The sequence below is a fragment of the Candidatus Methylacidiphilum fumarolicum genome (genome assembly GCF_949774925.1).
GTDB lineage: Bacteria > Verrucomicrobiota > Verrucomicrobiia > Methylacidiphilales > Methylacidiphilaceae > Methylacidiphilum > Methylacidiphilum fumarolicum.
On the sequence record NZ_OX458932.1, the window covers coordinates 28,652 to 55,023 of the forward strand.

General features: G+C 41.7%; 24 protein-coding genes. 12 read left to right on the forward strand and 12 right to left on the reverse strand.

Annotated elements, in window-relative coordinates:
* Window positions 1-39: 39 nt before the first annotated feature.
* Window positions 40-2,547 (forward strand): LPS-assembly protein LptD, encoded by a 2,508-nt coding sequence (locus QOL44_RS00135; protein ID WP_194281594.1) that lies wholly within the window; start codon window positions 40-42, stop codon window positions 2,545-2,547.
* 322 nt (window positions 2,548-2,869) lie between these two features.
* Here the strand turns inward: QOL44_RS00135 and QOL44_RS00140 are convergent, their stop codons facing one another.
* The 6 genes from QOL44_RS00140 to priA form a co-directional block, all read right to left on the reverse strand.
* A complete protein-coding gene (locus QOL44_RS00140; RefSeq protein ID WP_009061974.1) occupies window positions 2,870-3,463 on the reverse strand; it encodes a pyridoxamine 5'-phosphate oxidase family protein in 594 nt (197 codons plus the stop codon).
* A 12-nt stretch (window positions 3,464-3,475) separates the two neighbouring features.
* Window positions 3,476-4,060 carry a K(+)-transporting ATPase subunit C gene (kdpC, locus tag QOL44_RS00145; protein ID WP_009061975.1) on the reverse strand — a complete coding sequence of 195 codons (585 nt, stop codon included), beginning with the start codon at window positions 4,058-4,060 and terminating at the stop codon, window positions 3,476-3,478.
* Between the two features lie 31 nt (window positions 4,061-4,091).
* Window positions 4,092-6,140, reverse strand: a complete 2,049-nt coding sequence (gene kdpB / locus QOL44_RS00150; protein ID WP_009061977.1) for a potassium-transporting ATPase subunit KdpB — start codon at window positions 6,138-6,140, stop codon at window positions 4,092-4,094.
* Window positions 6,141-6,168: 28 nt separating this feature from the next.
* Complete coding sequence (kdpA, locus tag QOL44_RS00155; RefSeq protein WP_009061979.1) at window positions 6,169-7,887, reverse strand: potassium-transporting ATPase subunit KdpA; 1,719 nt, start codon at window positions 7,885-7,887, stop codon at window positions 6,169-6,171.
* A gap of 14 nt (window positions 7,888-7,901) precedes the next feature.
* A complete protein-coding gene (locus QOL44_RS11195) occupies window positions 7,902-7,982 on the reverse strand; it encodes a potassium-transporting ATPase subunit F (RefSeq protein WP_079199496.1) in 81 nt (26 codons plus the stop codon).
* A 182-nt stretch (window positions 7,983-8,164) separates the two neighbouring features.
* Complete coding sequence (gene priA / locus QOL44_RS00160) at window positions 8,165-10,459, reverse strand: replication restart helicase PriA (protein ID WP_009061981.1); 2,295 nt, start codon at window positions 10,457-10,459, stop codon at window positions 8,165-8,167.
* A 124-nt stretch (window positions 10,460-10,583) separates the two neighbouring features.
* Here priA and QOL44_RS00165 point away from each other — a divergent pair, with 124 nt between their 5' ends.
* Complete coding sequence (locus tag QOL44_RS00165) at window positions 10,584-10,793, forward strand: dodecin (RefSeq protein WP_009061983.1); 210 nt, start codon at window positions 10,584-10,586, stop codon at window positions 10,791-10,793.
* 53 nt (window positions 10,794-10,846) lie between these two features.
* On the opposite strand, the gene QOL44_RS00170 is transcribed toward QOL44_RS00165, so the two are convergent.
* Complete coding sequence (locus QOL44_RS00170) at window positions 10,847-11,329, reverse strand: nucleoside deaminase (RefSeq protein WP_009061985.1); 483 nt, start codon at window positions 11,327-11,329, stop codon at window positions 10,847-10,849.
* Window positions 11,330-12,145: 816 nt separating this feature from the next.
* Here QOL44_RS00170 and QOL44_RS00175 point away from each other — a divergent pair.
* The 7 genes from QOL44_RS00175 to QOL44_RS00205 all read left to right on the forward strand — a co-directional run bounded on the left by QOL44_RS00175 (window position 12,146) and on the right by QOL44_RS00205 (window position 18,597).
* Window positions 12,146-12,820, forward strand: coding sequence for a c-type cytochrome (locus QOL44_RS00175; protein ID WP_009061988.1), 675 nt, complete (start codon window positions 12,146-12,148; stop codon window positions 12,818-12,820).
* Between the two features lie 9 nt (window positions 12,821-12,829).
* Entirely contained in the window at window positions 12,830-14,251 is a 1,422-nt protein-coding gene (locus QOL44_RS00180) for a cbb3-type cytochrome c oxidase subunit I (RefSeq protein WP_009061991.1), read from the forward strand.
* Window positions 14,241-14,561 carry a hypothetical protein gene (locus tag QOL44_RS00185; protein WP_009061993.1) on the forward strand — a complete coding sequence of 107 codons (321 nt, stop codon included), beginning with the start codon at window positions 14,241-14,243 and terminating at the stop codon, window positions 14,559-14,561. The genes QOL44_RS00180 and QOL44_RS00185 overlap by 11 nt, the downstream gene beginning before the upstream one ends.
* A gap of 48 nt (window positions 14,562-14,609) precedes the next feature.
* Entirely contained in the window at window positions 14,610-15,128 is a 519-nt protein-coding gene (locus QOL44_RS00190; RefSeq protein ID WP_009061995.1) for a general stress protein, read from the forward strand.
* A 553-nt stretch (window positions 15,129-15,681) separates the two neighbouring features.
* Window positions 15,682-15,807 (forward strand): hypothetical protein, encoded by a 126-nt coding sequence (locus tag QOL44_RS00195; protein WP_279635644.1) that lies wholly within the window; start codon window positions 15,682-15,684, stop codon window positions 15,805-15,807.
* Window positions 15,808-16,284: 477 nt separating this feature from the next.
* Window positions 16,285-17,904, forward strand: a complete 1,620-nt coding sequence (locus QOL44_RS00200; protein ID WP_045086447.1) for an IS1634 family transposase — start codon at window positions 16,285-16,287, stop codon at window positions 17,902-17,904.
* Between the two features lie 483 nt (window positions 17,905-18,387).
* Complete coding sequence (locus QOL44_RS00205) at window positions 18,388-18,597, forward strand: hypothetical protein (protein ID WP_166791441.1); 210 nt, start codon at window positions 18,388-18,390, stop codon at window positions 18,595-18,597.
* A 351-nt stretch (window positions 18,598-18,948) separates the two neighbouring features.
* Here the strand turns inward: QOL44_RS00205 and QOL44_RS00210 are convergent, their stop codons facing one another.
* The 4 genes from QOL44_RS00210 to QOL44_RS00225 all read right to left on the reverse strand — a co-directional run bounded on the left by QOL44_RS00210 (window position 18,949) and on the right by QOL44_RS00225 (window position 23,527).
* Window positions 18,949-19,587, reverse strand: a complete 639-nt coding sequence (locus QOL44_RS00210; protein ID WP_009062009.1) for a Fe-Mn family superoxide dismutase — start codon at window positions 19,585-19,587, stop codon at window positions 18,949-18,951.
* 60 nt (window positions 19,588-19,647) lie between these two features.
* A complete protein-coding gene (gene recN / locus QOL44_RS00215; protein ID WP_009062010.1) occupies window positions 19,648-21,351 on the reverse strand; it encodes a DNA repair protein RecN in 1,704 nt (567 codons plus the stop codon).
* A gap of 38 nt (window positions 21,352-21,389) precedes the next feature.
* Window positions 21,390-22,511, reverse strand: a complete 1,122-nt coding sequence (gene prfB / locus QOL44_RS00220; RefSeq protein ID WP_079199498.1) for a peptide chain release factor 2 — start codon at window positions 22,509-22,511, stop codon at window positions 21,390-21,392.
* Between the two features lie 338 nt (window positions 22,512-22,849).
* On the reverse strand, window positions 22,850-23,527 hold the full coding sequence (locus tag QOL44_RS00225) for a hypothetical protein (RefSeq protein ID WP_009062013.1): 678 nt from the start codon (window positions 23,525-23,527) through the stop codon (window positions 22,850-22,852).
* Between the two features lie 123 nt (window positions 23,528-23,650).
* Between QOL44_RS00225 and moaC the strand changes: the two genes are divergently transcribed.
* The 3 genes from moaC to hisI all read left to right on the forward strand — a co-directional run bounded on the left by moaC (window position 23,651) and on the right by hisI (window position 25,273).
* On the forward strand, window positions 23,651-24,124 hold the full coding sequence (gene moaC / locus QOL44_RS00230) for a cyclic pyranopterin monophosphate synthase MoaC (RefSeq protein WP_009062014.1): 474 nt from the start codon (window positions 23,651-23,653) through the stop codon (window positions 24,122-24,124).
* A complete protein-coding gene (mog, locus tag QOL44_RS00235; RefSeq protein ID WP_009062016.1) occupies window positions 24,121-24,624 on the forward strand; it encodes a molybdopterin adenylyltransferase in 504 nt (167 codons plus the stop codon). Before moaC ends, mog begins: the two co-directional genes overlap by 4 nt.
* Before the next feature lie 220 nt (window positions 24,625-24,844).
* Complete coding sequence (gene hisI, locus QOL44_RS00240) at window positions 24,845-25,273, forward strand: phosphoribosyl-AMP cyclohydrolase (protein ID WP_009062018.1); 429 nt, start codon at window positions 24,845-24,847, stop codon at window positions 25,271-25,273.
* On the opposite strand, the gene QOL44_RS00245 is transcribed toward hisI, so the two are convergent.
* Window positions 25,268-26,371, reverse strand: a complete 1,104-nt coding sequence (locus tag QOL44_RS00245) for an acyl-CoA reductase (RefSeq protein ID WP_009062019.1) — start codon at window positions 26,369-26,371, stop codon at window positions 25,268-25,270. The two genes, hisI and QOL44_RS00245, sit on opposite strands and share 6 nt — an antisense overlap.
* Window position 26,372: the final 1 nt, after the last annotated feature.

The following is a 26,372-nucleotide window of genomic DNA, read 5'->3' on the forward strand; positions in this document are numbered from 1 at the left end:
AAGGAAACCTTTTTGTCATAATTGTGGAACTGAAATGTCGTGAAAATTCTACTTTTGCCATTCTTTTCTTTCTTTCCCAAGCTTATGGCAAGTAAAAAAGGACCGTTTTTCGTAGTGTTAGCATGCCTTTTGATAACTTTTTCTCTCTCCTCTTTTGCCCAGGATTCAGATGAAACGGAAACCGAGGAAGAACAGCAAAAGGTTCCTCCTGGACAGATTCCTGTGGAAATTACCGCTGAAGAAACTCACTTTGTAGGCAACATTGCTGTTGCTAAGGGCAATGCGGTGGCCCATTATGGAGCAACAGATATATATGCAGATGAGATAAGCTATGACTCGGTAAAAAGGGAAGTCATTGCCGATGGCAACGCTAGGGTTTATACCGAAAAAAGGGTCTTTAGAGCTTCTCATATCGTGTATAATTTGGATACTAAGGCCATAACTGCTCTAAATTGGAGCCTCTTTGATACTCCCCTTTTATCCTCCGGTCAAACACTTACCACTCCTGAAGAGGATCATTATCATGTGGAAAATGGCATGTTTACAGTAGAAAATAGAGAGCATCCCTATTTCCAAACAAAAGCCAAAACGATTGATATTTATGCGAATGATAAGATAGTGATGAAAAACGTCACGGTTTATATGGGGAAGATTCCAGTGCTATGGCTTCCAGTGGTCAGCCAGCCTTTGAATAGTGAAGAGAGCAGTTACAATATCATACCTGGGGAACGTTCTTATTGGGGATGGTTTGTCACTTTTACCTATAACTATAAATTCAGTGAAAAAGCGGCAGCGACTTTTCAACTTGACTATAGGTCCTTAAGAGGCCCTGCTGGGGGAGCCATTCTCAAGTTCATTCCTAGTGAAGGAGGAATGGGATTCTTAAGAACCTATTATGCCAATGATTTCGATTTTCAGCTTAATCCGACATCTATCCCAAGGTTTGATGTGGGGCCAAATCGAGGGATGTTTAATCTGGCTATGAAGATGCCATTGACTCAAGAATTTACTCTTTCTACGGATTTAAATTACTGGACGGATCCCTATGTGCTAGAGGATTTTCTTTGGAATACCTATATGTATAATAGACAGCCTGACAATGTGGCTTGGCTTAATTATTATAATTCTAATTTTACAGCGGATCTTCTTGTCAGAGATAATTTAATGCCTTTTTTTAATTCGATAAACAGATTGCCTGAATTATCAATTTTGACGAACCGAACGCGAATTTTCAATACCCCAATTGCCTATCAATCCCGGTATAGTGTAGTCAATTTCGAGCAGCAATTTTCAAACCTTAATTTTACACCGGGCAACATATTCGGCCTTTTTTATCCGTGGCAGCCTCTCAATCGTTTTCTTTTTCCTCTAGCTCGGACTCAAACCTTAACGCCCGCCCAACTCCTGGCTCTTCCTTCACCATACTTTCTAAGTAATTATGGCGGGTACCGTTGGGATACCTATCAGGAATTGAGCTATCCAAAAGAATATTTCCATTGGCTTTCAGTGACTCCAAGAATTGGATTTGAAGGGACATATTGGAGTGATCAAAATGTGCTAAGTGCCGTCCCTACGGCTAGTCGATTGGATTTTAGCAGGGCCCTGTTTGTTGCAGGCCTTGAAAGTTCCTTTAAGCTTTCGAAAGTTTGGGAAAATGTAGACATCCCTTTGCTGGGGATTCATGGGATACGACATGTCGTTCAGCCTTTTATGAATTTTCAATATATTCCCAATCCTTATGACAATCCTTATCAAGTTTTAGGATTTGATAATTTTCTCCCAACGATTACCCCCCCTGTGATTAATCTCATGAATTATCCTTCGATTGATTCCCTTTTTGGTATGACGTATCTTAGAAGTGGAATACGGCAAAGGATTCAGACAAAAAGAGATGGGAATACATATAATCTGGCTGAATTTACTGCCTTTGTAGATGCGAATTGGGATAGAAAATATAATCAGCTACTCATTCCCATGAGTGATACGGTAGATGAAGTCTATGGAGTATTAGATATCAACCCTGTACCTTGGTTTAATTTGCATTCAGATATCGCACTACCTACAGCTGATCTAGGGTACACCAACTGGACGACAGCCATAACCTATCAATTTCATAGAGCCAATGATCTGACCTTCGGCTATTCCTATTTGAATAATGTGGAAGTTCCAGTCAGCTTTCTGACCATTCCCCTTGCGGCGACATTCCCTGCTGTAGGTCCCAATGGTATGTCGAGCTTAAACGGATCGTTGCTAAATGCCTATCAACAGGCTTTTATTGGGCAGCAAAACACTGTTTTCATTTCTGATTTTTGGCGAATCAATAAAGACTGGCAGGTCATGGGTATGTTAACCTATCAAGGAACAGGAGGTTATATTCCTTTTGAAAATTTCACCATTTATAGAGATCTCCAAGATTGGGTTTTTTCGTTTAACTTTCAAAACATCATGTTTCCTGGAAGCCCTTCCATTCAAATGTACTACATTGCTTTAACACTCAAAGCGTTCCCATCCCTGAAGGTAGATTATGGTTGGGGTAGTGGAATGTAAATCACTGTGGAAAAGCTAGATATGGATCCTGTTACATAAGAAAGAAAGATTTCATTCTTTTAACAACTGCAATTTCATCTTCTTACTAGCAAAGGTGTAGATTTTAAATCCCTATAATTTTCCATCTAAAATCGCCCAAGCCATTCCATCCAAGTTGAGAAAACCTTAAGGATTTTACTGTAGTTTGCATGTTGTCTTTTCATTCATCAAACGCAGGCTTAAAAAAGTGAAACTCTCCTCTAATGCTATTACCATTGAAGAAAAAATGGCAGCCTCCCTCTAGAAGGAAAGCTAGGGATGGAGTCTCCTTTTCATGAAAACTCTAGCTTTCATGGCTTGTTGCCTCCTCTTTCCGTTTAGGTACTAAAAAAGAATCGTCAAAAAAGGGAGTTGGAATTCCATCAATACTTTTAGCGTTTTTTTCTTTCCAGTACGTACGGATTCCATTCTCTCCCTTTTTCCTTGTCCATTGGATGAGGTTATCCCTATTTCCTTTAAATTCAAAAAGAGGAACACCAAATCCACAGGAAGTGGTCACAAGATCAACATCGACTTGAATGATTTGTCTGGCGCCAGGAAAAGCGGGGAAAAGAATAATAAATTCTCCCCATTGTTCTTCCCATGGATGAATCACTCTTCCTTTGCCGTAAAGCCTCAAAATGAGAGGCTTCCCTTCAAAAGAACAAAACATAAGGGTGATTCTTCCATCGGTGGTGAGATGAGCCGCGGTTTCGTTACCACTCCCAGTTAAGTTGAGCCAAAGAATCTTTTTAGGACTAATAATTCGAAGCGTATCTAATCCCTTGGGAGAAAGGTTAATTCGGCTGGTAGCGGTGGCGGTAGCTACAAAGAAAATCTTTTGGTTTACAATAAAATCTTGTAATTCGTTAGTGATTTCTTTGTAACTTTTACCCATTATCCCTATACATTAGGGCAGTGGATACTCCTTGTCGAGCTCAAGGTTTAATTTTAGGACATTGACGCTTTCTTCCCCAAAAACATTCGCAAGAGGATGTTGCGTGTTTTTCAAAATAAGATTCTCTATAGCTTTTAGATCCGCTTTCCTTGCTTTAGCTACTCTTGGAGCTTGCAGAAGAGCATTTTTGAGGCTGATGTGTGGATCAAGCCCACTGGCAGAGGCGCAGACGGCATCCGCAGGGATAAGGCTTGAAGGGGCTATCTCATTTTCCTTTCTATAGGAAATGGCTCTTTTTTTTATCGTTTCAATGAAGTCTGAAGATGAAGGACCAAGGTTACTGCCTCCAGAGCTAAGGCCATCGTAGTTGGAAGCTGAAGGTCTCGGATGAAAATATGCTGGAGATTCAAAATTCTGTCCTATGAGTAAGGAGCCTCGGACATGGCCTTGCGAATCAATGATTAGGCTTCCTGCTGACTGATAAGGGAATAAGAGTTTTCCCAAAATATATACCGTAAATGGGTAGAGGCCTGAAAGAATCAGCAGCAACAGAAGTGTTAGTTTGACGGAAAGAACTAAGCTATGGAAGGGCTTCATAAGTATTATTAAGTATTCTTTTAAGTATTTTTTAGACAAGGTGTAAAAAATAGAGCAGTTGGTCTATAAGTTTAATGCCTACAAAAGGGGCTATGACTCCACCTAGGCCGTAAATTAAGATGTTTTTGATCAACAGATTCTCTGCAGAAACGGCCTTTAGCGTCACTCCTTTCAGAGCTATAGGGATTAAGAGAATAATGATGACCGCGTTGAATATGACAGCACTGAGGATAGCGCTTTCGGGAGTATGGAGTTGCATAATGTTCAGTGGGGATATTGCTGGAAAAGTGGACATGAGCATGGCAGGAATAATGGCAAAATATTTAGCCACATCATTGGCGATGCTAAAAGTGGTTAAGGCCCCACGCGTCACTAGCAGCTGTTTGCCAATCTCGACGATCTCTATCAGTTTTGTAGGATTACTATCCAGATCAACCATATTGCCAGCTTCTCTAGCAGCTTGAGTCCCTGTGTTCATGGCCACGCCAACATCTGCTTGTGCCAGTGCAGGAGCATCATTGGTGCCATCTCCGGCCATGGCGACAAGGTGACCAAGAACTTGTTCTTGGCGGATTCTTTTTAGCTTTTGTTCCGGGGTCACCTGAGCCATGAAATCATCGACACCTGCTTCGGCAGCGATAGCCGCGGCTGTCAGCGGATTATCTCCGGTGATCATTATGGTCCTTATGCCCATTTTTCTTAGCCTTGCAAAGCGCTCTCTAATCCCCCCTTTGATAATATCCTTTAGTTCAATCACCCCAAGGACATCTTTGCCTTCGACGACAACAAGAGGCGTGCCTCCATTTTTAGCGACATTTTCTACTATTTCTTTTACCGATTGGGATATGCTACCTCCCATTTCTTGCAAATATGCTTCGATTGCATCCATGGACCCTTTTCGAATCTTTCTTTCGCAACAAGATCCATCAGCAGAAAAAAAATCAACTCCACTCATTCGTGTTTTGGCACTGAAAGGGATAAATTTTGCTCGAGTATCAAGTACTTCTCTACCTCTTAACCCATATTTTTCTTTGGCCAGAATGACAATCGATCTTCCTTCAGGAGTTTCATCGGCCAAGCTAGCAAGTTGAGCGGCATCAACCAGTCTATAGTGATCTATACCAGGGGCAGCTATAAATTCGGTGGCCATCCGATTTCCTAGAGTAATCGTCCCGGTTTTATCCAGCAGGAGCACATCGATATCCCCAGCTGCTTCGACAGCTCTACCACTTGTGGCTATCACATTGTGTTGCACTAACCTGTCAATGCCGGCAATCCCGATGGCATTTAATAAGCCGCCTATTGTGGTTGGAATCAGACAGACAAATAAGCTCGTCAAAATAGGAATCGAAATAGGAGCCTGAGAGTACTTTAAAAAGGGAACGAGAGTCACCACCACTAATAGAAAAATGAAGGTTAAAGAGGCTAATAAGATGGTTAAGGCAATCTCATTAGGCGTTTTTTGCCTTTTGGCTCCTTCCACCATTTCAATCATCCTGTCAAGAAAGGTATTCCCAGGCTCAGCAGTGATTTTTATGACAATACGATCACTAATGACTCGAGTCCCACCCGTAACTGCACTTCTATCCCCACCACTTTCCCGTATGACTGGAGCAGATTCACCAGTAATCGCTGATTCATCCACTGTTGCGGCTCCTTCTACCACTTCTCCATCAGAAGGGATGATATCCCCCGCAATGCATACTACTAGATCTCCTTTTTTTAACTCACTGGCATTGACAAGGACTTCTTTCCCTTGGACAAGTTTCTTTGCCATGGTCACCGTCCGGGTCTGCTTTAAACTTTCGGCTTGAGCCTTTCCCCTACTTTCGGCAATAGCTTCTGCAAAATTCGCAAAAAGAACAGTAAACCAAAGCCAGAGACTAATCTGAAGAGTGAAGGAAAAAGATTCCGAAGAACGAAACATTTCAATGGTAGTAATAAAGGCACCAATTTCGGTGACAAAAATCACAGGGTTTTTCCAAAGACTGAAAGGATTGAGTTTTATAAAAGCTTCTTTTATTGCGGTTGCAATAAGAAATAAGCTCCAAAAAGAAACAACATTCTTTGAGGTTTTCATGATTTTAAACCATTTTTTAATGTTTTCTTTAAAACATTTTGCCTGTACCTATCAGTAGATGCTCCAGGACAGGTCCTAAGGTAAAAACTGGGAAAAAGTTAAGAGCTGCAACCAGGAATATGGCTGCCCCAAGGATAAAAACAAAAAGGGCACCACTGGTCGGGAAAACCGTTTGGCTAATGTAGCGTTTCTGACACACAAGCGAGCCAGCAACGGCAAGCACAGGGATAATAATAAAATAGCGACCAAAAAACATAGCCAAGCCAAGGAAAATAGCATAGGGAACGGAAGTAGCGGACAACCCTCCAAAAGCGCTTCCATTGTTTTCAGTGGTCGAGACAAAAGCATAAAGAGTTTCGGTCAATCCATGTGGCCCTTTGTTTCCTAGAGCTGTTAATCCCCATGAAGAATGTATGGCCAGTGCCGACAGGCCTAAGATTGAAATATACTGAATCATGAGCGCTAGCACCGCCATTTTGATCTCGTAAGCACCAATTCTCTTTCCCAAATAGCCCGGAGTTCGGCCTGTCATCAGACCGAATAAAAATACTGAAAGAATGACGAAAAGCAGCATGCCATATAATCCAGAGCCCACTCCCCCAAAGATGATTTCTCCTAAGCTCATATTGAACAGAGGAATCATTCCGGAAAGAGGCAAAAAAGAGTCATGCATGGAGTTAACCGCTCCACAGGAAGCAGAGGTCGTGACAGCAGCAAAAAGGGTCGTTTCAAATATTCCAAATCTCGTTTCTTTGCCCTCCATATTGGCTTGTTGTTCAATGCCAAAAGGTTTAAAAAACGGATTGCCTGCATGCTCTAACCAATAACAGCTAAGGCTAAGCACAAGAAAAAGAAGCACCATGGTGATCCAAATAGACCAACCATGAGATAGCTTCTTACAACTTAATCCAAAGTAATAGGTTAAGGCACTAGGGATGAGAAAAATAAGGAGCATCTCCATAAAATTGGAAAGGGGAGTAGGATTTTCATAGGGATGAGCAGAGTTGGCGTTAAAGAATCCCCCTCCATTAGTTCCAAGAAGTTTTATCACTTCTTGAGAGGCGATAGGACCCTGAGGTAGTATGCAAGCTTCTTCATGAGCTTTGCTATCTAATGGAAGATAGCGGAGGTAGGGATGGAAATTTTGAGGGACTCCTTGTGAAATCAGTAGTAAGGCACCAACAAGAGATAGAGGTAATAGAACATAATAATTGATTCTTACCAGGTCTACCCAGCAATTGCCAACAGTTTTAGCCTCTGTTCGAACAATCCCTCGAACGAATGCGGCGGCGACGGCAATACCCGTAGCTGCCGAAGTAAAATTTTGGAAAGCAAGCCCAACCATCTGAGAAAAGTAGGACACTTCTTTTTCTGGTACATAGGATTGCCAGTTGGTGTTTGTTCCAAAACTAATGGCCGTATTGAACGCTATATGAGGGGCCATAGGTCCTATATGTTCAGGGTTAAGGGGAAGAAAATGCTGCATTCTTGGCACAAAATAAGTCATCAACATGCCTGCAAAATTAAAGAGTAAAATGCCAACCGCGTATTCTATCCAATTGTGCTCTTTGGACTTATCAATCGAGCAAATTTTGTATGTTAAATTTTCCAGTGGTTTTAAGAAGGCATCGAAAATAGTTTTCCCTTCTCTATCCAGGACTCTATAAATATGTATTCCCAAAGGTTTGTTTAGGACCGCAAGGATAGATATAAAAAGACCAAGTTCTATCCAATTTGAAGTTTTCATTGTTTTTGTAACATTTAAAATTTTTCAGGCCAGAGGATGACGATCAGCAAATAAACCAGCAGTAGAAGTGAGACTAAAAATAGAATAAAAAGCATAGGCTAGCTCCTTCACACTTTATCGCATAGCTGGCAGTAGAGTAGGCAGCAAACTATCAAACCAACAAAGAACAAAACATACAAAACATCGATCATCGTCTATAGGTATAGTTCCTCTTTCTGGTCTTTTATAGTTAAATATAGTGGAAAGAAGATCAAAATTTTATTAATCCCGACACTATTTATTTTAAAAGATCTTGAGGATCGACATCTATTCTAATGTTGATACCCATTTCAGACTCTTTGCCAAAAATTAGCTTCTTTAGCTTTTGACTGATCTCCATGACTTTTTGACAGCGTATGAATAACTGATAATGATATTTGCCTTTGATTTTGGCAATTGGGGCCTGTGTCGGTTCGCCAATAATAGCATTAGAATCTTTCAATGCTTCTTTAATTTCTTTGGTGAATGCTTCTGTCATAAACTTCACTTTTTCTTCTGGACTCCCTATGAAGCGAATCAATATGGCTCTGCAGAAGGGGGGATAAAAAAGAGTTTTTCTAAATTCTAGTTCCTGATCAACAAAACCAAGATAATCGTGATGCCTTGCAAATTGGATGGCTGGATGGTAAGGGGTTCGTGTCTGTACAAAGACTTCTCCTTCCACAGATCCCCTGCCTGAACGGCCTGAAACCTGTAAAAGTTGTTGGAAACTTTTTTCTGATGCTCGAAAATCAGGGAGATGGAGAAGACCATCTATGGAAACAATTCCCACAAGACTTACATGAGGAAAGTCCAGGCCTTTGGAAACCATCTGAGTACCAACAAGAATATCAAATTGCCGTTCTCCAAAGGCCCTTAATGCTCTTTCCACTGCCCCCTTTTTTTTCATTGTATCTGAATCCATTCTTAAAACTCGAGCAGAGCAAAACAATTGTTGAATTGCTTCTTCTACTTTTTCTGTGCCGCTTCCCAAAAATTTAAAAGCTCCTACTGCGCGACACATAGGACAGAAAGAAGGAACAGAAGCAGAATAATTGCATAGATGACAATTCAAAATCCCAAGGTTTTTATGAAAACTAAGGGAAATCGAACAATTTGGACATGGAAGGACATAGCCGCAGTCTGAGCATTGCAGTGAAGAGGAATAGCCCCTATGATTTATATAAAGGATAATTTGCTCTTTTCTTTCCAGTCTTTTTTCTATGGCCTCTTTTAGTTCATCTGAGATCAATTCTTCAGGCTTTAGATAAAAATCGGTTCCTTTCTTTTCTTGTTGTGAAAGGTTCCTTTTGCGTTTTCTTAGATCAACAATGCTGACAGAAGGGAGTTTTCTTTCTTCGACCCTTCTTTTAAGTTCTATCAGTTTATATTTACCACTCATCGCATTATAGTACGATTCTAAGGAGGGAGTGGCCGAACCCAAAATAATAAGGGCTCCTTCAAGTCTAGCACGCATTACGGCAACGTCTCTGCCGTGGTAGCGTGGGCTTTCCTCTTGTTTGAATGAGCTTTCATGTTCTTCATCCACAATGATTAACCCTAGGGAGGGGAAGGGAGCGAAAAGAGCCGATCTGGTGCCAACAAGGATATTAATCTTGCCACGGAGTATATCGTACCAAAGAGTTGCTTTTTCACTACGGGAAATGCGGCTATGCCAGCAACCAATAGAGGCTCCTTGTGCTGTAAATCTGGCTTTAATTCTCTCCAGGAGTTGGGGTGTTAAAGAAATTTCAGGGACTAAAAGAAGAACCTGTTTTTTTTGGGTTAAGCATTTTTCAATTGTCCGCATATAGACTTCTGTCTTCCCGCTACCAGTGACTCCAAAGAGAAGAATCGGTTGAGGTAGGCCTTTATGCATTTCCTCTTCGATCAAGCGGACTGCGTGGCTTTGTTCTTTTGTCAAGCATTTTGGGAAAGAAAGATCCGGAACAATAGGGAAATAGTTTCCGTCTTTTTTTTGGGAAAGTCCAACTATTAACCCTTTGCGCAAAAGATTCTTCCAGATGTTTCGAGAAATCCCAGTCTTTTTAGGAAGCTCAGAAAGCCAAGCGGGTTGCCATTTTTGGAGGAAATCCAAAGCCTCTTTTTCTTTTTTGGCTCTTTTTATTTTGCTTTGAATAGAAAGAGGATCCAAATGCGCTGGCAGGGATAATAGAAGGTCTTCTTTTGGTTTAATGGTCGCTCTAATGGAATCAGGCAAGGCGGCTTGTAACGCTGAAATCAACGGGCTACAGTAGTAGTCTGCAATCCACTTGCATAATTTGAGGATGTTTTGAGGAACTAATAATTCTTTATTTTCCCTGCAGAGAAGGGGCTTGAGCGCAGAGTTTTGTTTTTCAAGAATATCCACCACGATTCCCTTGCCAAATCCGTTCTTAAACGGAACGCGAACATGAGTGCCTAAAACAATTTCTTTCTCCAGGGCTTCGGGAATAGCATAGTCTAGGAGAAAGTCTCTTTTGTTATCAAGAAGCACTCGAGCGATATGGAGACTGGGAAGAGAAGGGGGTGGGAAAAAAAATTCCTGTTCCATGTAGAACCTTTTAAAAAATAAATTAAAGCTAGGCAGAGAAAAAAGAGAAATGATTTGATGCGTTTAAAAATGCTTTTATCTTGCAGCCTTATGATGTAATTTGAAAGCAAAAAGGATTAATCCAATGTCAGAAAAAGTATATAAGATCGTTCATGTCATTGGCACTTCCAGCGAAAGCATCCAACATGCGGTTCGCAATGCTATAGAAAGAGCAAATAAAACACTTCGTAATTTGGATTGGTTCGAGGTCAAAGAGATTAGAGGATCGGTTAATAAAGAGGGAGAACCTCTCTTTCAAGTAGAGGTAAGAATAGGCTTTAGGCTAGAAGACTGACAAGATTATTTTTCAATCTTTCTTGACCTAAGCCATGTGTGTTTGAATATAGATCAATAAATGACTTTTAGCGGGGACTCTTCCCAGCTTTTCAAAATAGATAGTCCTTCCTCTCTTAACAGTTGGATAGATTGCAGTTGTCTTTGATTGGATGGTTTTTTAAGTTCTTCGTACAAGAAAACATCTCGAAACCCAATTTTTTGAGCATCTTCTGCAGAACAACCAAAATATATTTTATTGATCCCAGCCCAATAAATTGCCGAAAGGCACATTGGGCAAGGTTCACTACTACAATAGATGATCGTCCCATTTAAATCGAATTTAGCCAGTTTTTTGGCTGCCCTACGAATCGCAAGAATTTCAGCATGAGCGGTTGGATCTTGAGTTGAAAGCACCTCGTTATGGGCTAAGCCAATCGCTTCTCCTTGAAGCACCACAACTGCTCCAAAGGGTCCGCCTTCTCCTTGTTCCGAACCATATTTTGCTAGCTCAAAGGCTAGCCTCAGCCAAAACTCAGGATTATCCTCATTCTTCATAAAACAACTTACGAGATATTTCTTCTTTTTAGGGAAGACTTCTATTTAGGGAAGAAAAATATTCTGCCCTTTTTCCCTTCCTGCTTCTATCTTTGGAAATACATCTAGCTAACCATCTTGATGATAACCCGCTTCCTGTGCATTACCATCAGTTGCCTAATGTTAATATAGTAAATCGCAACGATCTCCAAACGTCTGATATAATCCGACCTTCTTCATGTTCCCGCAACCTAAACTTTTATAGCTTCTGAAACCAATGGCTCTCTTTAGCCATGGACGATATCTCCCCTTTAGATTACTATGCTGACCAAGATAAGTTCTTTGATGTCTGCCATTCCAAGAGCCCTTAGCCTAAGCTATTGGATGCATTCCTAGTAAATTCAACTCTTCTTAAGTATATGGCATCCAAGTAGTTGACTTTCAGAATCGATAACTTGTTCTACAGTCCCATATCGTTCTTCCACCTGTCCTACCAAGACTGGAAATTTCTATATCTATAGTCAATTGAAAAAGAGACCAGCGTAATTTGTTGATTTCTCCGCATTACTTCATGGCGATTGTGCCTGAAAGAGAATATAATCTTGTATCTTTCGCCTTATTTTTTCATCTCTCTAATAGGCAGAAGTATTCTTTTTCTTTTAGTTTTGTCCATCAATAGGCCCCTTTAATAGCTCTGCTAAATTCTGTTTTTATCCTTGTTATCCTGCCTCAGGTTTGCATGAACAAATCAACAGCTATGGTTTACCCCTCTAAGGAATGATCCAAAAGGAAAATTATCATTGGATGGCTTTTATTTTTTTGTAAAATGATTCCAACATGAAATTTGGGTGGCTTGAAATCACTCTCTTTTCCATTGTCCTTACCGTGGTGATTTCAGCCATATTAGTTAGAGGAAAAAATTGGTTGGAGCCTGGATTTTGGGGGGTATTCGCCATTGTGGGCTCTCTTGTAATGTTTAGTGTTCTCTGGCTTTTAACATTTGATACATTAAAGAAGATTTCATTTGGTTCAAATAGAGTCCCCTCTCCAACGGTTATAAATCATAAAATCGGCTATGAATATGATCCAGATAAAAAGCGGTATATACCAACTATTGGGGAAGAAGAACCTTTTTTTGGGAAGCAATGGTCAGAAAAGGAAGCGACTTCCTTATTAACAAAAGGAAAATTAGTGATTCAGAGCAGAAATTGTATGGACTGTCATACCTTGTTGGGCAATGGTGCCTATTTTGCTCCTGACCTGACAAAATCTTGGCTTGATCCTAAATGGGAGACTATGATCCAACCAATGACAGGAATGAAGACAAAAGAAGAGGCTATGGCTAAATGGCTTCAAAACCCTGAATATTATGGGACATGGCAGAGAAGAATGCCTAATTTAAAGCTGACTGAAGCAGAGGCTAAAGCAATCGTTGGCTATCTTAAATTTATGTCGGCAATTGATACTAATGGGTTTCCTGATCATTTTGGCAGAGCGCCATCCGTTTTTTGATTGAGAAAAATGAAAGATAAAAATGGTCTTTATGAATCCCAAAAATTAGCTATTGGTTATTGGATCACGGCTTTATGCCTTTTTGGGATCCAGCTCATTTTTGGACTGATTATTGCCTATCAATATATACGACCTGAATTTCTTCATAACCTCCTAAACTTTTCTATTTGTCGGATGATTCATCTCAACACGATGATTCTTTGGCTGCTTTTTGGTTTTATTGGAGGAATCTATTGGTTTTTACCATTGGAAACAGAAAGAGAAGTTGTAGGTATTTTTCTTGGCAAAATCGCTTTCATAGTTTTGACATGTGCTGTTGGTATTGTCGCGCTAGTCTTTTTATTTGTCCAAATAGGCAAGGGAGAGATGCTAACTCTTTGGCTTATCACTGAAGGCAGAGAATATATCGAAGCTCCAAGATGGGCTGATATTGGCATTGTTGCTGTTTTTTCAATAATATTTTTCAATGTTTTTGCATCTATTTGGAAAGCCAAAAAGCTGAAAGGAATGCTTTGGGTTTTGACAGTGGACTTACTAGCCATTATTGGATTTTACATTGCTGGAATGTTCTTCAGTCCAAATATCTCGGTGGATCAGTTTTGGTGGTGGTGGGTGGTGCATCTTTGGGTAGAAGCAACTTGGGAAGTTCTTGTTGGAGTGCTTGTTGGATGGATCCTTATGACCGTTTTAGGAACACCGAGAAAGATCATTGAGGGATGGCTGTATTTAGAAGTTTTCCTCATTTTTGGAACGGGAATTTTAGGACTGGGACACCATTATTTCTGGATTGGTGCACCCGAATATTGGTTAGGTATTGGGGGTTTTTTTTCTGCTTTAGAGCCTCTACCTCTTGTCGCAATGATTGTTCATGCGGTCTATGATGCTGGAGTCCACAGATTGAAAACAGTAAATAAACCAGCTTTTTTTTGGATTGTGGCACAAGCTTTTGGCAATTTTATAGGGGCAGGGGTATGGGGCTTTATGCATACCTTGCCCCAAATCAATCTTTACAGTCATGGCACGCAATTAACGGCTGCCCATGGACATCTTGCTTTTTTTGGTGCATATGTTGCTACTAATCTTTCTTTAATTTATACAGCTCTTCAGAAAATTCGGCTGCATGAAGGCTCTGTGCTTGATGGATCACTTTGGAAATGGGTGTTTATTGGCTTAATTTTGACTATGTTAGGAATTACTGCTCCTTTAACAGTGGCTGGTTTTGCTCAGACGTTTATTGAGCGTGCCGTTGGGGGATCGACGTGGCAGGCTTATATTGACGGCCAGATGCATCCTTGGTTTAAAGAATCGATGATATGGCGAATGGGATTTGGTATTCTGTTTTTTGTTTGTTATTTGTTACTGGTTATCGATCTATTAACTATTGGTAAAAGTTCATTAAACAAAACCACGACTCTTTCTCATGAGTGCTGAAGCTGTTTTAGGGCTGCTTATGGCCAGTCTTTCTTTCGTTCTTACTGCGGGTTTATATGCTTTTTTTTATGCATTCGGCAGGCTGAAAGAATCTTTCTTTTGGGAACTCTTTTCTTTTATTTTTGCGTTTTTAATGATATGTAGTGGTTTTTTTCTTGTTGTCTCTCCCGCTTTTACCCTTTTTTGGAAGCTTCTTCTAATTTTTTCTATTTTTAGCTATTTAATCATTCCAAAAGCCATGTTATGGGTTGTCAAAAAAATTCATCAAAAAGAAGGGGAAGAAGAAGGAAGACTAAAGACACTCAAATAGATAAAAAAAGCTTGTTTTAATTTATAAGAAATTTTAAAGAAATGATGCATGCCTGATATCTCACTGAGTGCTGTCTATTCCTCTTTGGAGGATGCTGAAAAGGCTCTAAAGAGCCTGGAGCAAAGTCAATTCCCTCTTACACGAGTTTCTATTCTTGCTCAGGATCTATCCAGTGAAAGAAAAGTTCATGGCTATATCACTGCTGGAGATATAGCCAAAACGGGTGCAACTATTGGGGGATGGGTTGGCGGGCTTTTTGGTATCCTTGTTGGTGCAGCCTTTGTTTGGGTTCCAGGATTTGGTCCATTGATTGTTGCTGGTCCTCTTTCAGCAGCTTTACTTGGGGGGCTAGAAGGATTGGTTGCTGGTGGAGTTGCTGGAGCAGCTCTTGGATTTTTGTCTGGATTGGGGATACAAAAACAACATATTTTAAAATTTGAAGAACATCTCAAAGCAGGAAAATATCTTCTTGTTATTCGGGGGACTGAAGAAGAGATCGAACGGGCTAAAAAGATTCTTGAAGCGACGCAGCCGCTTGAGATGCAGGTTCATAAAGAAAGCCCATAATCAGAGATTTTTTTTGGTGATGCTTCCTTTTTTCCCTTGATCTTGACATAGGATTTGGGAATCAATTGATATCCTCTTCGAATAGAAAACTGCTGATATAGAAAATTTGAGCTGCGCCAGAGAGTAATGAATCGTTAATGATCTTACTATCCCAATCTAGTTAAATGTTTGCATAGCCAACCTATATTTGCCGAAGAAGTTTGGCACGCTGATCGGTCGGAGCGTCAACAGGCAGTAGCAAAAGACGGCGAGAGCGACGAACAGGTGCCTACACATGAGTCTCCAGCGCTGGTCAAAAGGGGAATCTGAAGGATAAGCGGAAAGCTCTGGCAAAGTTTTGTCTGGCATTATGTAAAACGGTGGACAAAGGGTTGGGGGCTTGAAATCATGCGGACTAAACGACAAGGGAAAGAAATTTTTCACGTCTGATGGAGCTCGGGGGAAGAGGGCAATCTTTCCGATGGTCATGGTGGCTCACAAGGACTGGATAATCCAGTTCGGTTTCGAATGGGTCGAGAAATTTTACTCCTCTCTTAGGACCAAAATCCCCGGCATGAACGGGCAATTCCCTCTCTTTCCAGGAAAAGATGCCCAAGGAGCTCCTTTCGGTCAATTCCTGCCTTCTCAAGCCCTCTTTATAGTTTACACCAATACAAAAGAAAAGATCATGTGGCCCTGAGGAAAGTTGGTGAGGCCTTATAAGACGAGGCGCCGAACGATCCTGAGTGGAGAGCCTACCGCACAACCAAAAGAAGCGAGAGATGCTAGCGGATCTCTTGCCTTCGCTACGCAGCTGAGAAGGAGCGATTTCTCATCTCTTTCTTCTTCTTAGACCGCTTCGAGGAAAGTCTTTTGCGAACGCGGGGTGCGGGACAGCCTTGTGGCGGAGGGCTACGCTAGCCCAAGCAGGTACCGGCAAGAATATAGAAGGTAGCCCTCAAAGATGGCTAGGAAGTGATCAAAAAGTGGGTGTTAGCCTCCTCTGAGATGATCAACCCAAAGATTCGCCGCCGCCTGAGATAGCCCATCTTCCGCAAGTTTTTGGTCATTTTGTTGATGTATCAATGACTTATGTATATTTGTGTAGGACTCAATAATTTATTATTTTTCTATTATTTTGTAGGCATCGTAGTGGAAAAATGTTAGCCTGATAGGCATGTACTTGCAGGAGGTCCGCACACGCCACAAAGGGAAGATTTATCGATCCTATATTGTCCGAGAGTCCTACCGGGTGGGGAAGCAGGTGAAGACACGCCGGATCGCCAACGTGACCCGGTTGCCGGAAGAAGCTCGGGAAGTGCTGGCGGCGGCCTTGCAAAAGAAGCGTCTTGTCCCTGTAGAGGGGCTCGAAGTCCAGGAGGCACTTGATTACGGAGGATTGGCCGTTCTCGAAGAAGCCTGGGGTCGCTTTGGCCTCGATGAAGTCTTTGCCAATGTTGGCTCGGAGCGGAAACGAAGGCTTTTGAAGGCGATGATTTTTGGCCGGATTCTCTTTCCTTCCTCGAAGCTGGCCCTTCGGGAGGAAGCGCAAGGGACTCTTCTGGCCAAGGCTTGTGGGCTTGAGGAGAAGGATCTGGATGAGGACGAGCTCTACCGGGCGATGGATGAGTTGAACGGCTGTTGGAGTGGGATTGAGAAGAAGCTTTACCAAGGGAGTCAACCGCAGGGGGCGAGCCTGGTGCTCTACGATCTATCAAGTGTTTACTTCGAAGGGGAGGGCCCTGAGGGACTGGCGCAATATGGCTATAGTCGGGATCACCGGCAGGATCGGCGACAAGTTCTTCTGGCGGTGGCTACGGATGGTCGGGGGATTCCGTTCCATGTGGAAGTGCTGAGAGGGAATCGGGCGGACCGCACGACCTTGACGGGGCTCTTGGTCACGCTCAGACGGAGGTTTGGGATCCAAGAGGCGACCTTCGTCTTCGACGGGGGGATGAGGAGTTGGTGGAACTTGGAGATCCTGACTGGCATGGAGCTGGAGTACGTGACCCGGTCGACTCGGGCCAAGCTTCTGGAGATCCTCAGTCGTCTGCCCGAAGACCAGCAGCTCTGGCTAACGGACCGGACGCGGGTACTGGAGATCGAACAGGAGGGAGTGCGCTATGTCATTGCGGGAGGAGAATGGCGGGCTCAGCGGGACCGCGAACGGCGGCAAAACCGCATTGCCCAAGCAGAAGAAGTGCTCCGCCAGATCACGAAGGCGACACGCCGAGAGGTGAATCCCGTGAATCTCGGCAGCCGGGTTGGCCGAGCGCTGCAGAAGCTCAAAGCGCACAAATACTTCCAGTACGGCGTCGACGCAGGCGGCCGGTTCTGGTGGAAACTGGATCAGGAGCGGGTCAAGGAAGAAGAGGCGACTGACGGCTGGTATCTCTTGGAGACCAATCTCCCGGCGACCAAGGCTTCGGGCCAGGCGGTGCTCACCCACTATAAGCAGCTGGCTGTGGTCGAAGCCGCTTTCTCGGAGCTCAAGAGTTACCTGGAAGTCCGTCCCGTCTATCACTGGCGACCGGACCGAGTCCGCAACCATGTAAGGATCTGCTTCCTGGCCTTCTGGATGAGTGCGCGGCTCGGAGCCGAATGGGGGGCTAAGGGCTTTACCGAAGAGGTGCCCAAGGTGCTTCGGCGTCTCCAGACGATCCGCTTGGTCAAACTCTCTCTAAAAGGACAACCGCTGATTGGGCTCTTCTCTCAGATTCCCCCTGAGTTGAATGCCCTGCTTCAAAAGCTCGATCTGCTTTCCCTCTTCGCTTCTCCGCCCAAGTGGGCAATGTAGGCAGAACAAAAAATCTATTTCGTTCTGTTGCAATCACTTATGACGCAACGTTGCGGAAGATGGGATAGACAGGAGAAGCAAATAGAAAAAAGGGTTTATGGAGTAAAGCTAGATGCATCTGCGACTACAATCTGGGAGAAGAAAAGGCGATAGCCTCATGTGCGCAAGAGGCAAGCTGAAATCGAGCGGCAAATAAATACAAGCCTAAGCTTTCTTCTTACATTACGAAGAGCCTCAGTACTTGTTTTTTTAGGATCTTACCTATATATAAGAAATGCCCCAAGCAAAGAGCATTCCAGGCGCATCCTACCAATGCGCAGCTGTGTGCTTCAGGGGCGAATCGAATTTCTGGCGCCAGCGGGAGGCTCTCGGCTGGAGAGAAGGTCAATCCAGCCTGTAGCTTTCTGGTTTTGTCCGCAGTGTGGGTAGGTCAATCCGAAGAACAGCGGGGGGGATAAGTTTGTATGCCGGCATCGTTAGTTTATGAGCTGTGCGGATACGGTTGGCGCATACAACCTCAAGAAAAGGATCGGAGATCTGGAGATAGGTCTGTGGACGCCGCGGAACCGGCTGTATGCGATTCTTTTGGTGAGGTTTACCTATAATAGCGGGCTACGACGGATTGGGAAATCGATGAGAAGAACTGTTCCGGGGCGGACGACTCCAGCCAGAGCGGGAAGATATCCTCTTTAATTGTTAAGATGATACGTTAATTCTATCTCGCCCCCCGGGGAACGAAATAGGTTTGGCAGTCTTGAGACCTCTCGGTACAATACCAAGGCGAAAAGAACGAACTTGGGGTAGGCATAAGCAGGTCCCGAGTATGTTTTTAGGAACAGTTTTATAGATAAAAAGAAGCAAACGAGCGGATGGACGTAAGTGGATGTTTTAAACGGAGCTAGATAGCTCTACGTCTTTTGCCAGTTCCTCGATTGGCAACAGTACTACTACTAAACTCTAAGGAAGGCTGCAAACACTGCAGTCCTCTTCCCAAAGCGATGAGTCTTATGTTTGTTTAATACCTGATCAAAACGTGCTATAAAATTACATTATAGGAAGATTCTTTTCTATCTCCTTCCAATCTAGATCGTTAAAAAATTCTTCAATGTAAGCTTCTTTGTCCGAACCAAAGTCTGACTCATAGGCATGTTCGGCAAGATCAATAGCTAGCAGAGGACTCATACCTGAAAATGGAAAAGCATCTTCCCTATTAGAAGATAGGTTAAAGAGTTTACCAGTATAATGATCCATAATCAGCCAGACCCAGCCTGTAGAATAAAGGGCCTTAATTTTAAAATCTAGCTTGAATCGCACTACGGAATCAAAATTGATTTCTAGGAGTTCTTTGATTTTCCCTTCGCAATTTCCATTTCTGCCTAGAGAAGAGAAATACAATTCATGGCTTGCAATCTTACCATAAAGGGAAAACCATTGACCTATCTTTGAGGTGACAAGCTCTTTCTTGAAAGATTCTTCCGCTGCCTCTGTGTTTTGAAAAGAAGGCCAGTTGTCAAGATATTGGGAAAATTCATTGGCTATGGAATTAGCCTCTTGCAAAAGATGACTGTATAAAGCCACATGCTTATTTAAAGCGTTTGCAGAAAATTTCCCAATTCCATTTTCAAATTTTTTTAAAAAGACTTCAGACTTATCCGTTAAAACTTTCAGTGAATCAGTAGCCATCCTGCATATAATAATAGGAAAATTCTTAGGTTTATGGCAAGGATTCGTTTTTTTCTCTTGCTATTGGAGTAATTTTTCTAGGCTCTTTTCTTCTTTGTTCCCCTTGGCTACGGAAAGTAGCTTGCGAGCTAGTCTTATTGCTTCTTCGTTTTCTCCTCCAAGCATTCTTGCAATTTCCTTCAAACGGTCTTCTTCAACCATTTCCTTCAATAGAACTCGGGTAACATTTTCTTCCGATTCTTTCATGACCTTGAAATGAGCATCCCCTCCGGCAGCCATGGATGGAAGATGGGTTATGCAGAGTATTTGATGATTTATTGAAAGTTCCTTCAATAAAGAACTTACTTTCCAGGCTATTTCCCCACCAATATTAGCGTCTATTTCGTCGAAAACAAGTATTGGGATAGGATCGACTCGGGCAAAGACTGCTTTTAGGGCTAGCATGACTCTGGCTGCTTCTCCACTTGAAGCAATTTCTTTGAGTGGTTTGCATGGAATGCCTGGATTAGGAGAAAAAAGAAATTCTATTTCGTCCTGACCAGAAGGACCAACCTTTTCTTTGTTATCAAAACTTATGGAAAACCCTGACTGGGCAAAACCCAATGATTGGAGCACAGTTTGAATAGAAGTGATTAATTCTTCGGCTGTTTTTTTTCTTTTGGAACTTAAATGCAAGGCTTCGTTTTGAAGTGCTTCTAAAAGTTGTAGTTCTTCTTTAGCAATATTTCGAGCCAAGTTTTCTTCTTCCTTTATTTCGGCTAATTGTTCGCTAATTTTAGATTTATAATCGATTAATTCATCTATCTGCAAAGCATACTTTCTTTTTAAATTCTCAAGGAAATTTTTTCTTTGTTCTAATTTTTCGAGTTCTTCTGGATCTATTTCTATTTTAGAAAAATAATCTTCGATCAATCTATCGAGTTCTAGCAGATCATGAGCTGCTGACTGTTCCAGGGCTATTGCCTGAGCGCCTTTTTGAGGATCAAATTTCTCCAATGCGCAAAGGTGCCTATGCAGAGAAGACAACAAAGAAAGAATAGAGGGATTGTTCTGGGAAAGCAAACCACGAATGGCTCCAAGACAATCGTAAATTTTCCAGCCGGTTCTAGCTAGATTTAGCTTTTGATCGATTGCTTCTTCTTCTCCTGGAATAAGATTGGCAGCAACAATCTCCTGCAGTTGCTCGTTAAGTCTCTGTTTCTTTTTGAGCAGCTCTTCTAAAGAAAGAGAATTTTTTTTCTTCAGCAGTTTTTGATGATTCTCATAAAGGGTTTTTACTCGATGGGATAACTCATTTAAAGAGCCAAAAGTATCAAGGAGCTTTAATTGGATTTTTTTGTCAAAAAGGGATTGATGATCGTGAGGACCAAGAACATCGATCAGATTATCTCCAAGTTCTTTTAAAAGGGAAAGCGGAATGAGTTCCCCATTAATGAATTGGCGACTCGATCCCGAAGGCCGGATTTCTCTTCTCAAAATAAAAGAAGAGCTATCTAATTCATCCAATCCTTTTTCTTTGAAAAGATCAGAAACCCTGGTCCAGAAAGTCTCTGATAATTGAAATTCTCCTTCGACTATGCCTGGCTTTTCTTTATTTTTTAGAAAAGTCAGAGAAGCTCTTTCTCCCAACAGAAACTTTAAGGAGTCGATGACTATCGATTTGCCTGCACCGGTTTCTCCAGTTAAAACATTGAGTCCCGGGACAAGGTCCCATTCTAGCTCTTCAATAAGGGCGAGGTTTTCAATCCTTAACTTGAGTAACATGAAAAATCTGTATCATTTTAAAATAATCGAAACGGTGTTCAAGTTTCCTCTATTTCTCTTTCTTCTTGTCCCTTCTTTTTTCCTAGCAAATACGCCCAGATAAAAGAATCGAGATCGCCGTCAAGAACTTCCTCCACCTGAGATCTGCTTTCTCCTGTCCTCAAATCTTTAACCATCTTATAGGGTTGTAGGACATAAGATCGAATCTGCCTTCCCCAACCTATTTCTCCTTTTTGTCCGTAAATTCTTTCCATTTCGGCTCTTTTTTTGTCTTTTTCTAATTCATAAAGCCGCGAACGAAGGATCTTCAACGCAGTGGCTCTATTTTGTAATTGGCTGCGTTCATTCTGACATACCACAACTAATCCTGTAGGTAAATGGGTAATACGAACAGCCGAATCAGTTGTATTAACACCTTGGCCTCCATGACCGCTGGAGCGGAACACATCTATCTTTAAATCACTTTCTTTGATTTCTATGTCAATGGTTTCGTCAACTTCTGCAACCACGTCAACGGAAGCAAAGGAAGTTTGTCTTTTCCCCTGAGCGTTAAAAGGAGAAATCCTGACAAGACGGTGCACGCCGCGCTCTGCTTTTAAATAACCATAGGCATAATTACCTGAAACGAGGATGCTTGCGGATTTGATCCCTGCTTCTTCTCCTGGAAGAATATCGACTAGACTCACCTTGTAGCCATGCCTTTCTGCATAGCGCTGATACATGCGCAAAAGCATTGCAGCCCAATCGCATGCTTCTGTCCCTCCTGCTCCAGCATGGATCGATAATATAGCATTCTTCTGATCCAGTGGATCAGAAAGAATGAGTTTGACTTCCACCGAATCAAGCAAGTCAGAATAATTTTTTATTTCCCTTTCTAATTCTTCTAGAAGGGAAACATCTCCGCTTTCCTTTAATAGATCAAAGAGAGCTTCTAAATCTTTGAATCTGTTGAGGATAGTGTAATAATCGGATAGTTTTGCTTTAAGTTCTTTTGATTTAGATATCGCTTTTTCTGATTTTTCGCTTGATTGCCAAAAACCTGGATCGGTCATTTCTTTTTCTATCGCTTGAAGTTCTGCTTCAAGCTGCGTAGGGTCAAAGAAACCCCCGTACTGAAAATAATCTCTGTTTGAGTTCGCTAAGTTGGTTAGAGAGTATATGTAAGTCGGTCATGTTCAAAATTTACGAAATTTCTCTTGAAAAACAAGGCTTCTTTATCTTCTCATCTATCCTTCTATTGTATGTGTAGCTGTTTATTGGTCCCAGAACGCAAATCTTAGTCTATTTCCATATCCTAAGAAGCAGGTCTGCCTTTTTTAGCCAGGCAATTTTTCTAAGCGCTTAAGCTAGCCCCTATCCCATAGCCGCTTTGCCAGTTGGCTTGGCAAAAAAATCTCCTAAGAAAACAGAAGGTAGCTAGAAGCCATTTGCCAATCTTTTCAAACGAGTTTTAATGATTAATTCCTCTTTCTAATCATTGGGCACTTGGGCTATACGATCAAGTAGAGGAATTGGTGAAGTGTTTTTTTTCCCTTTCTAGTCTTTGGATCGCCTTGTGGATTCTATATAGAGTCAGATCGATGTTATCGAGATTTTTTTCAACTTGATACAGGTTTCCAGACTTATCATAGATTAAGATTTGAGTTGCGTTTTTAGGAACTCCAAAGTCATGGGTTAATGTGCCATTCATGTCGAGCACAGGAAAGGGACGAGAGTTTTCATTAAAATTTTTTTTTATGTGAGAAAGAGCCAATCCTTTAAAAAACCCTGCGTGAGAAATGTCTTCCACTAAGATCAATGCCACCTCATCAGGCAGTTTTGTTTTAGGATCCTCTCCAAGTAGTCGCGCCCATTTTTCTTGCTTTTTACCCTGAGTCATGTTGGGTACAGAAACGATAAAAACAGTGATTTTGCCTAGAAACTGATTTATGGAATGCTTCTTACCTAAGGGATCTATCAAGGTATAGAAGGGAAAATGACGAGCGTATCCATCGTAGTGAACAGAGTAGTTGGGGGAAGTTTTTTCAGCTGCTTTCAATAATGATGAACTCCATAAAAGGAGCAGGATGAATAGAACCATGTTTGGAATAATACGCATGCGATAGAATTTCTCTTTGCTATTTATTTCTGGGATAGACCCAATAGCCAACAGTTTCTTTTTGCATGAAATAAGCATAAGGCATATTCTAAGGGAAAAATTCTATTTAACTAAAAACATTTTTAGAGGCTTTGTTGTATTTAAAATAACTGAATATATTGTAATTTCTTTCATTTATTGAAAAACAATCAGTCTGATTTTATGGAGCTAGCAAGCCAGGAAAGTAGAGAGTCGAGCTTTTCCCATCTTTCTCCATCAGGAGAAGCCAGAATGGTTAATGTGACGGATAAAGCTGTACAAAAAAGAATGGCAATTGCTGAAGGCTTTATAACGCTTTCTCAAGAAACGATTGGTCTTTTGCAGGCTAAGGCTATGCCTAAAGGAGATGTGCTCACCGTTGCGAAGATTGCATCGATTATGGCGGCTAAAAAAACAGGGGAACTCATCCCTTTAGCCCATACTATTGGCCTTTCTTATGCTGATACACACTTTGAAATCGAGGAAACCGGAATAAGAGTTGTCGCAAGGGCCGAATCAGTTGCGAAGACAGGGGTGGAGATGGAAGCGCTTGTTATGGTCTCAGTAGCCCTTTTGACTCTCTACGATATGTGTAAGGCGGTTGACAAATCGATGGTCATTGGGCAAATCAGACTTATAGAGAAGAAAAAGGAATGAAAATTGGCCGTATTACTTTAAGCGACAGAGCCTATGCGGGTATTTACAAGGATCAAAGTGGTCCTGAAATCGAAAAAGTTATCAGGAGTCTATTTGCTGAACCCGTAGAATTCATTTCTGTATTGATTCCAGATGAAAAAAATTTGCTTGTTTCCGAATTTTTGAGGCTTGTTGATGAACTGGACTGTCCTCTTGTTCTCACAACTGGAGGCACAGGGCCATCTTCCAGAGATGTTACCCCTGAAGCAACAAGGCTTGTCTTAGAGAAAGAATTGCCTGGCTTTGGCGAAATCATGAGAATGGAGTCGTATAAGAAAGTAAAGACGGCAATCTTATCAAGAGCAGTTGCTGGAATTAGAAAACGCTCACTTATCATTAATTTACCGGGCAAACCCTCTGCCATAGCCGACTGTTTAATGCTTCTGGGAGAGGCGATCGCCGAATGTTTGGATCATCTTCGCGGCTATAGGCCTCTTCTAGCAATTGGAGAGAGAAAATAGAATGCATAGCAGCGGTAGACTGTGTACTGTTTATAGAGAAACCAAATAGAAAACCAGTTGATCTACAAAAACTGTGGGAATTATGGTACAAAAAAAGACATAGGAGTTGAAACTTCGACAAATTAGTTTTTTTACGTTAAGATTTTTTGAATAGAGTCTTGTAAAAAAAAAGGAATAACGGTTTTAATGTAAAGCTTATAAAAGCGGAGTCAGTTATTCTATGAAGCCAACGGTTTACGAAATTGAAGAAGGGAATAAATTATTGCCACGATTTGATCTTCATGAGTATTTACCTTGTATCACTCTGGATGCGGATACTGGGGAAGTGCTTATGTTAGGATACATGAATAAAGAGGCTTTGGAAAGAACAATAGAAACAGGGTTGGCAACGTATTATAGCCGATCGCGAAAAAAAATTTGGGTGAAAGGTGAGGAATCAGGTTTTTTTCAACACGTTAAGGATATTTTTATCGATGATGATCAAGATACCTTGCTTTTAAAAGTGAAAGTCGATGGCGGTGCTTCCTGTCATGTTGGTTATAGAAGTTGTTTTTATAGAAAGCTAAAAGCGGGAAGCAAAGAAGAGCTCGAATTTACTGAAAAAAATAAAGTTTTTGATCCAAAAATTGTTTATAAACATAGCTCATGACTTTACATCCTTATTAGGGATTTCCCAGTCAACCCATCTCACTAAATCCTCGATCCTATTCCTTCCGTCATGATGCCAAAATGCTGAGGGCTGTTGCATTTGTCCTACAGAACAAAATCTTGTGGCTCCTGCGTTAATAAAGATCCTAACAATATCATCTGGAATTGTTTCGAAAACACCTACCGTACTTATCATCCCCTGGATAGGTTTCAACCATTCCTTTAGCTTTGTTTTGTCCACGCTGTCAACGTAAATGGTGCGATAGCCACAAGTGGGTTCAAAACTGTTGGATCTTCTATGGATTACAGTCCAGGGATTACTCTCCGTTAGGCTACTTCCCCATACACTCCAGCCCAGGGCTTTTGCACAATCCCGGAGTTGTTTAATGACTGCGAGTTCTTCAATATTAATATCAAAACTTTTTTCTGAGCTTCTTTTGCTCAGACTCTCCGCAAGAGCTTCGCAAAAAGAGAGGATGGTGTTGCTAGGTGTTGTCTCTTCGATGAGCATTGATTGAGGAGAAAGACATCCTAATTGGCTAAAAAGACTGATATCTTTAGCGCTTTGGGTTATTTTTTCTCTGTTTATATTTTCGATTGTGCCTACCCAAATTAGGCTTACTCTATGGCCATGACCGACAAATCGTTTGTCACAAGGGCTCAGCGCTTTGAAATGCTCAATGGTCCTGTTCCCACCAAAAACAACAATGCAATCGGATTGTTCAAAGGCTTCTTGGTTGAATTCAAAACAAAGTTCGACTTGATTTTTTAATTTGTTTGGAAGTAAAGAAATAAACCGTAAGAGTGGTTCTCTGACCGGTTGGGGACACTGAACAACATTGAAAGAGCCTACAAGTAGCCCAAGCAAAATACTTTGAAAACCAGCTACATATAAGTTGGCTGCCAATACATGGTATATTTGCCTGGGAGCGATAGCCTTGGTTTTCGCGTGTCCGTAATCAAAGAAGTCATCCAAGGCAGTTAGGCTTTTTAATTCCAGTTCCACAAGGTGGATGAGATCCTCTTTTCCCCTGAAGCCAATTTCTGGGAAAAGCTTGCAAATGGCATCCAGCATTTCAATTCTTTCCAAAGTTTGCATG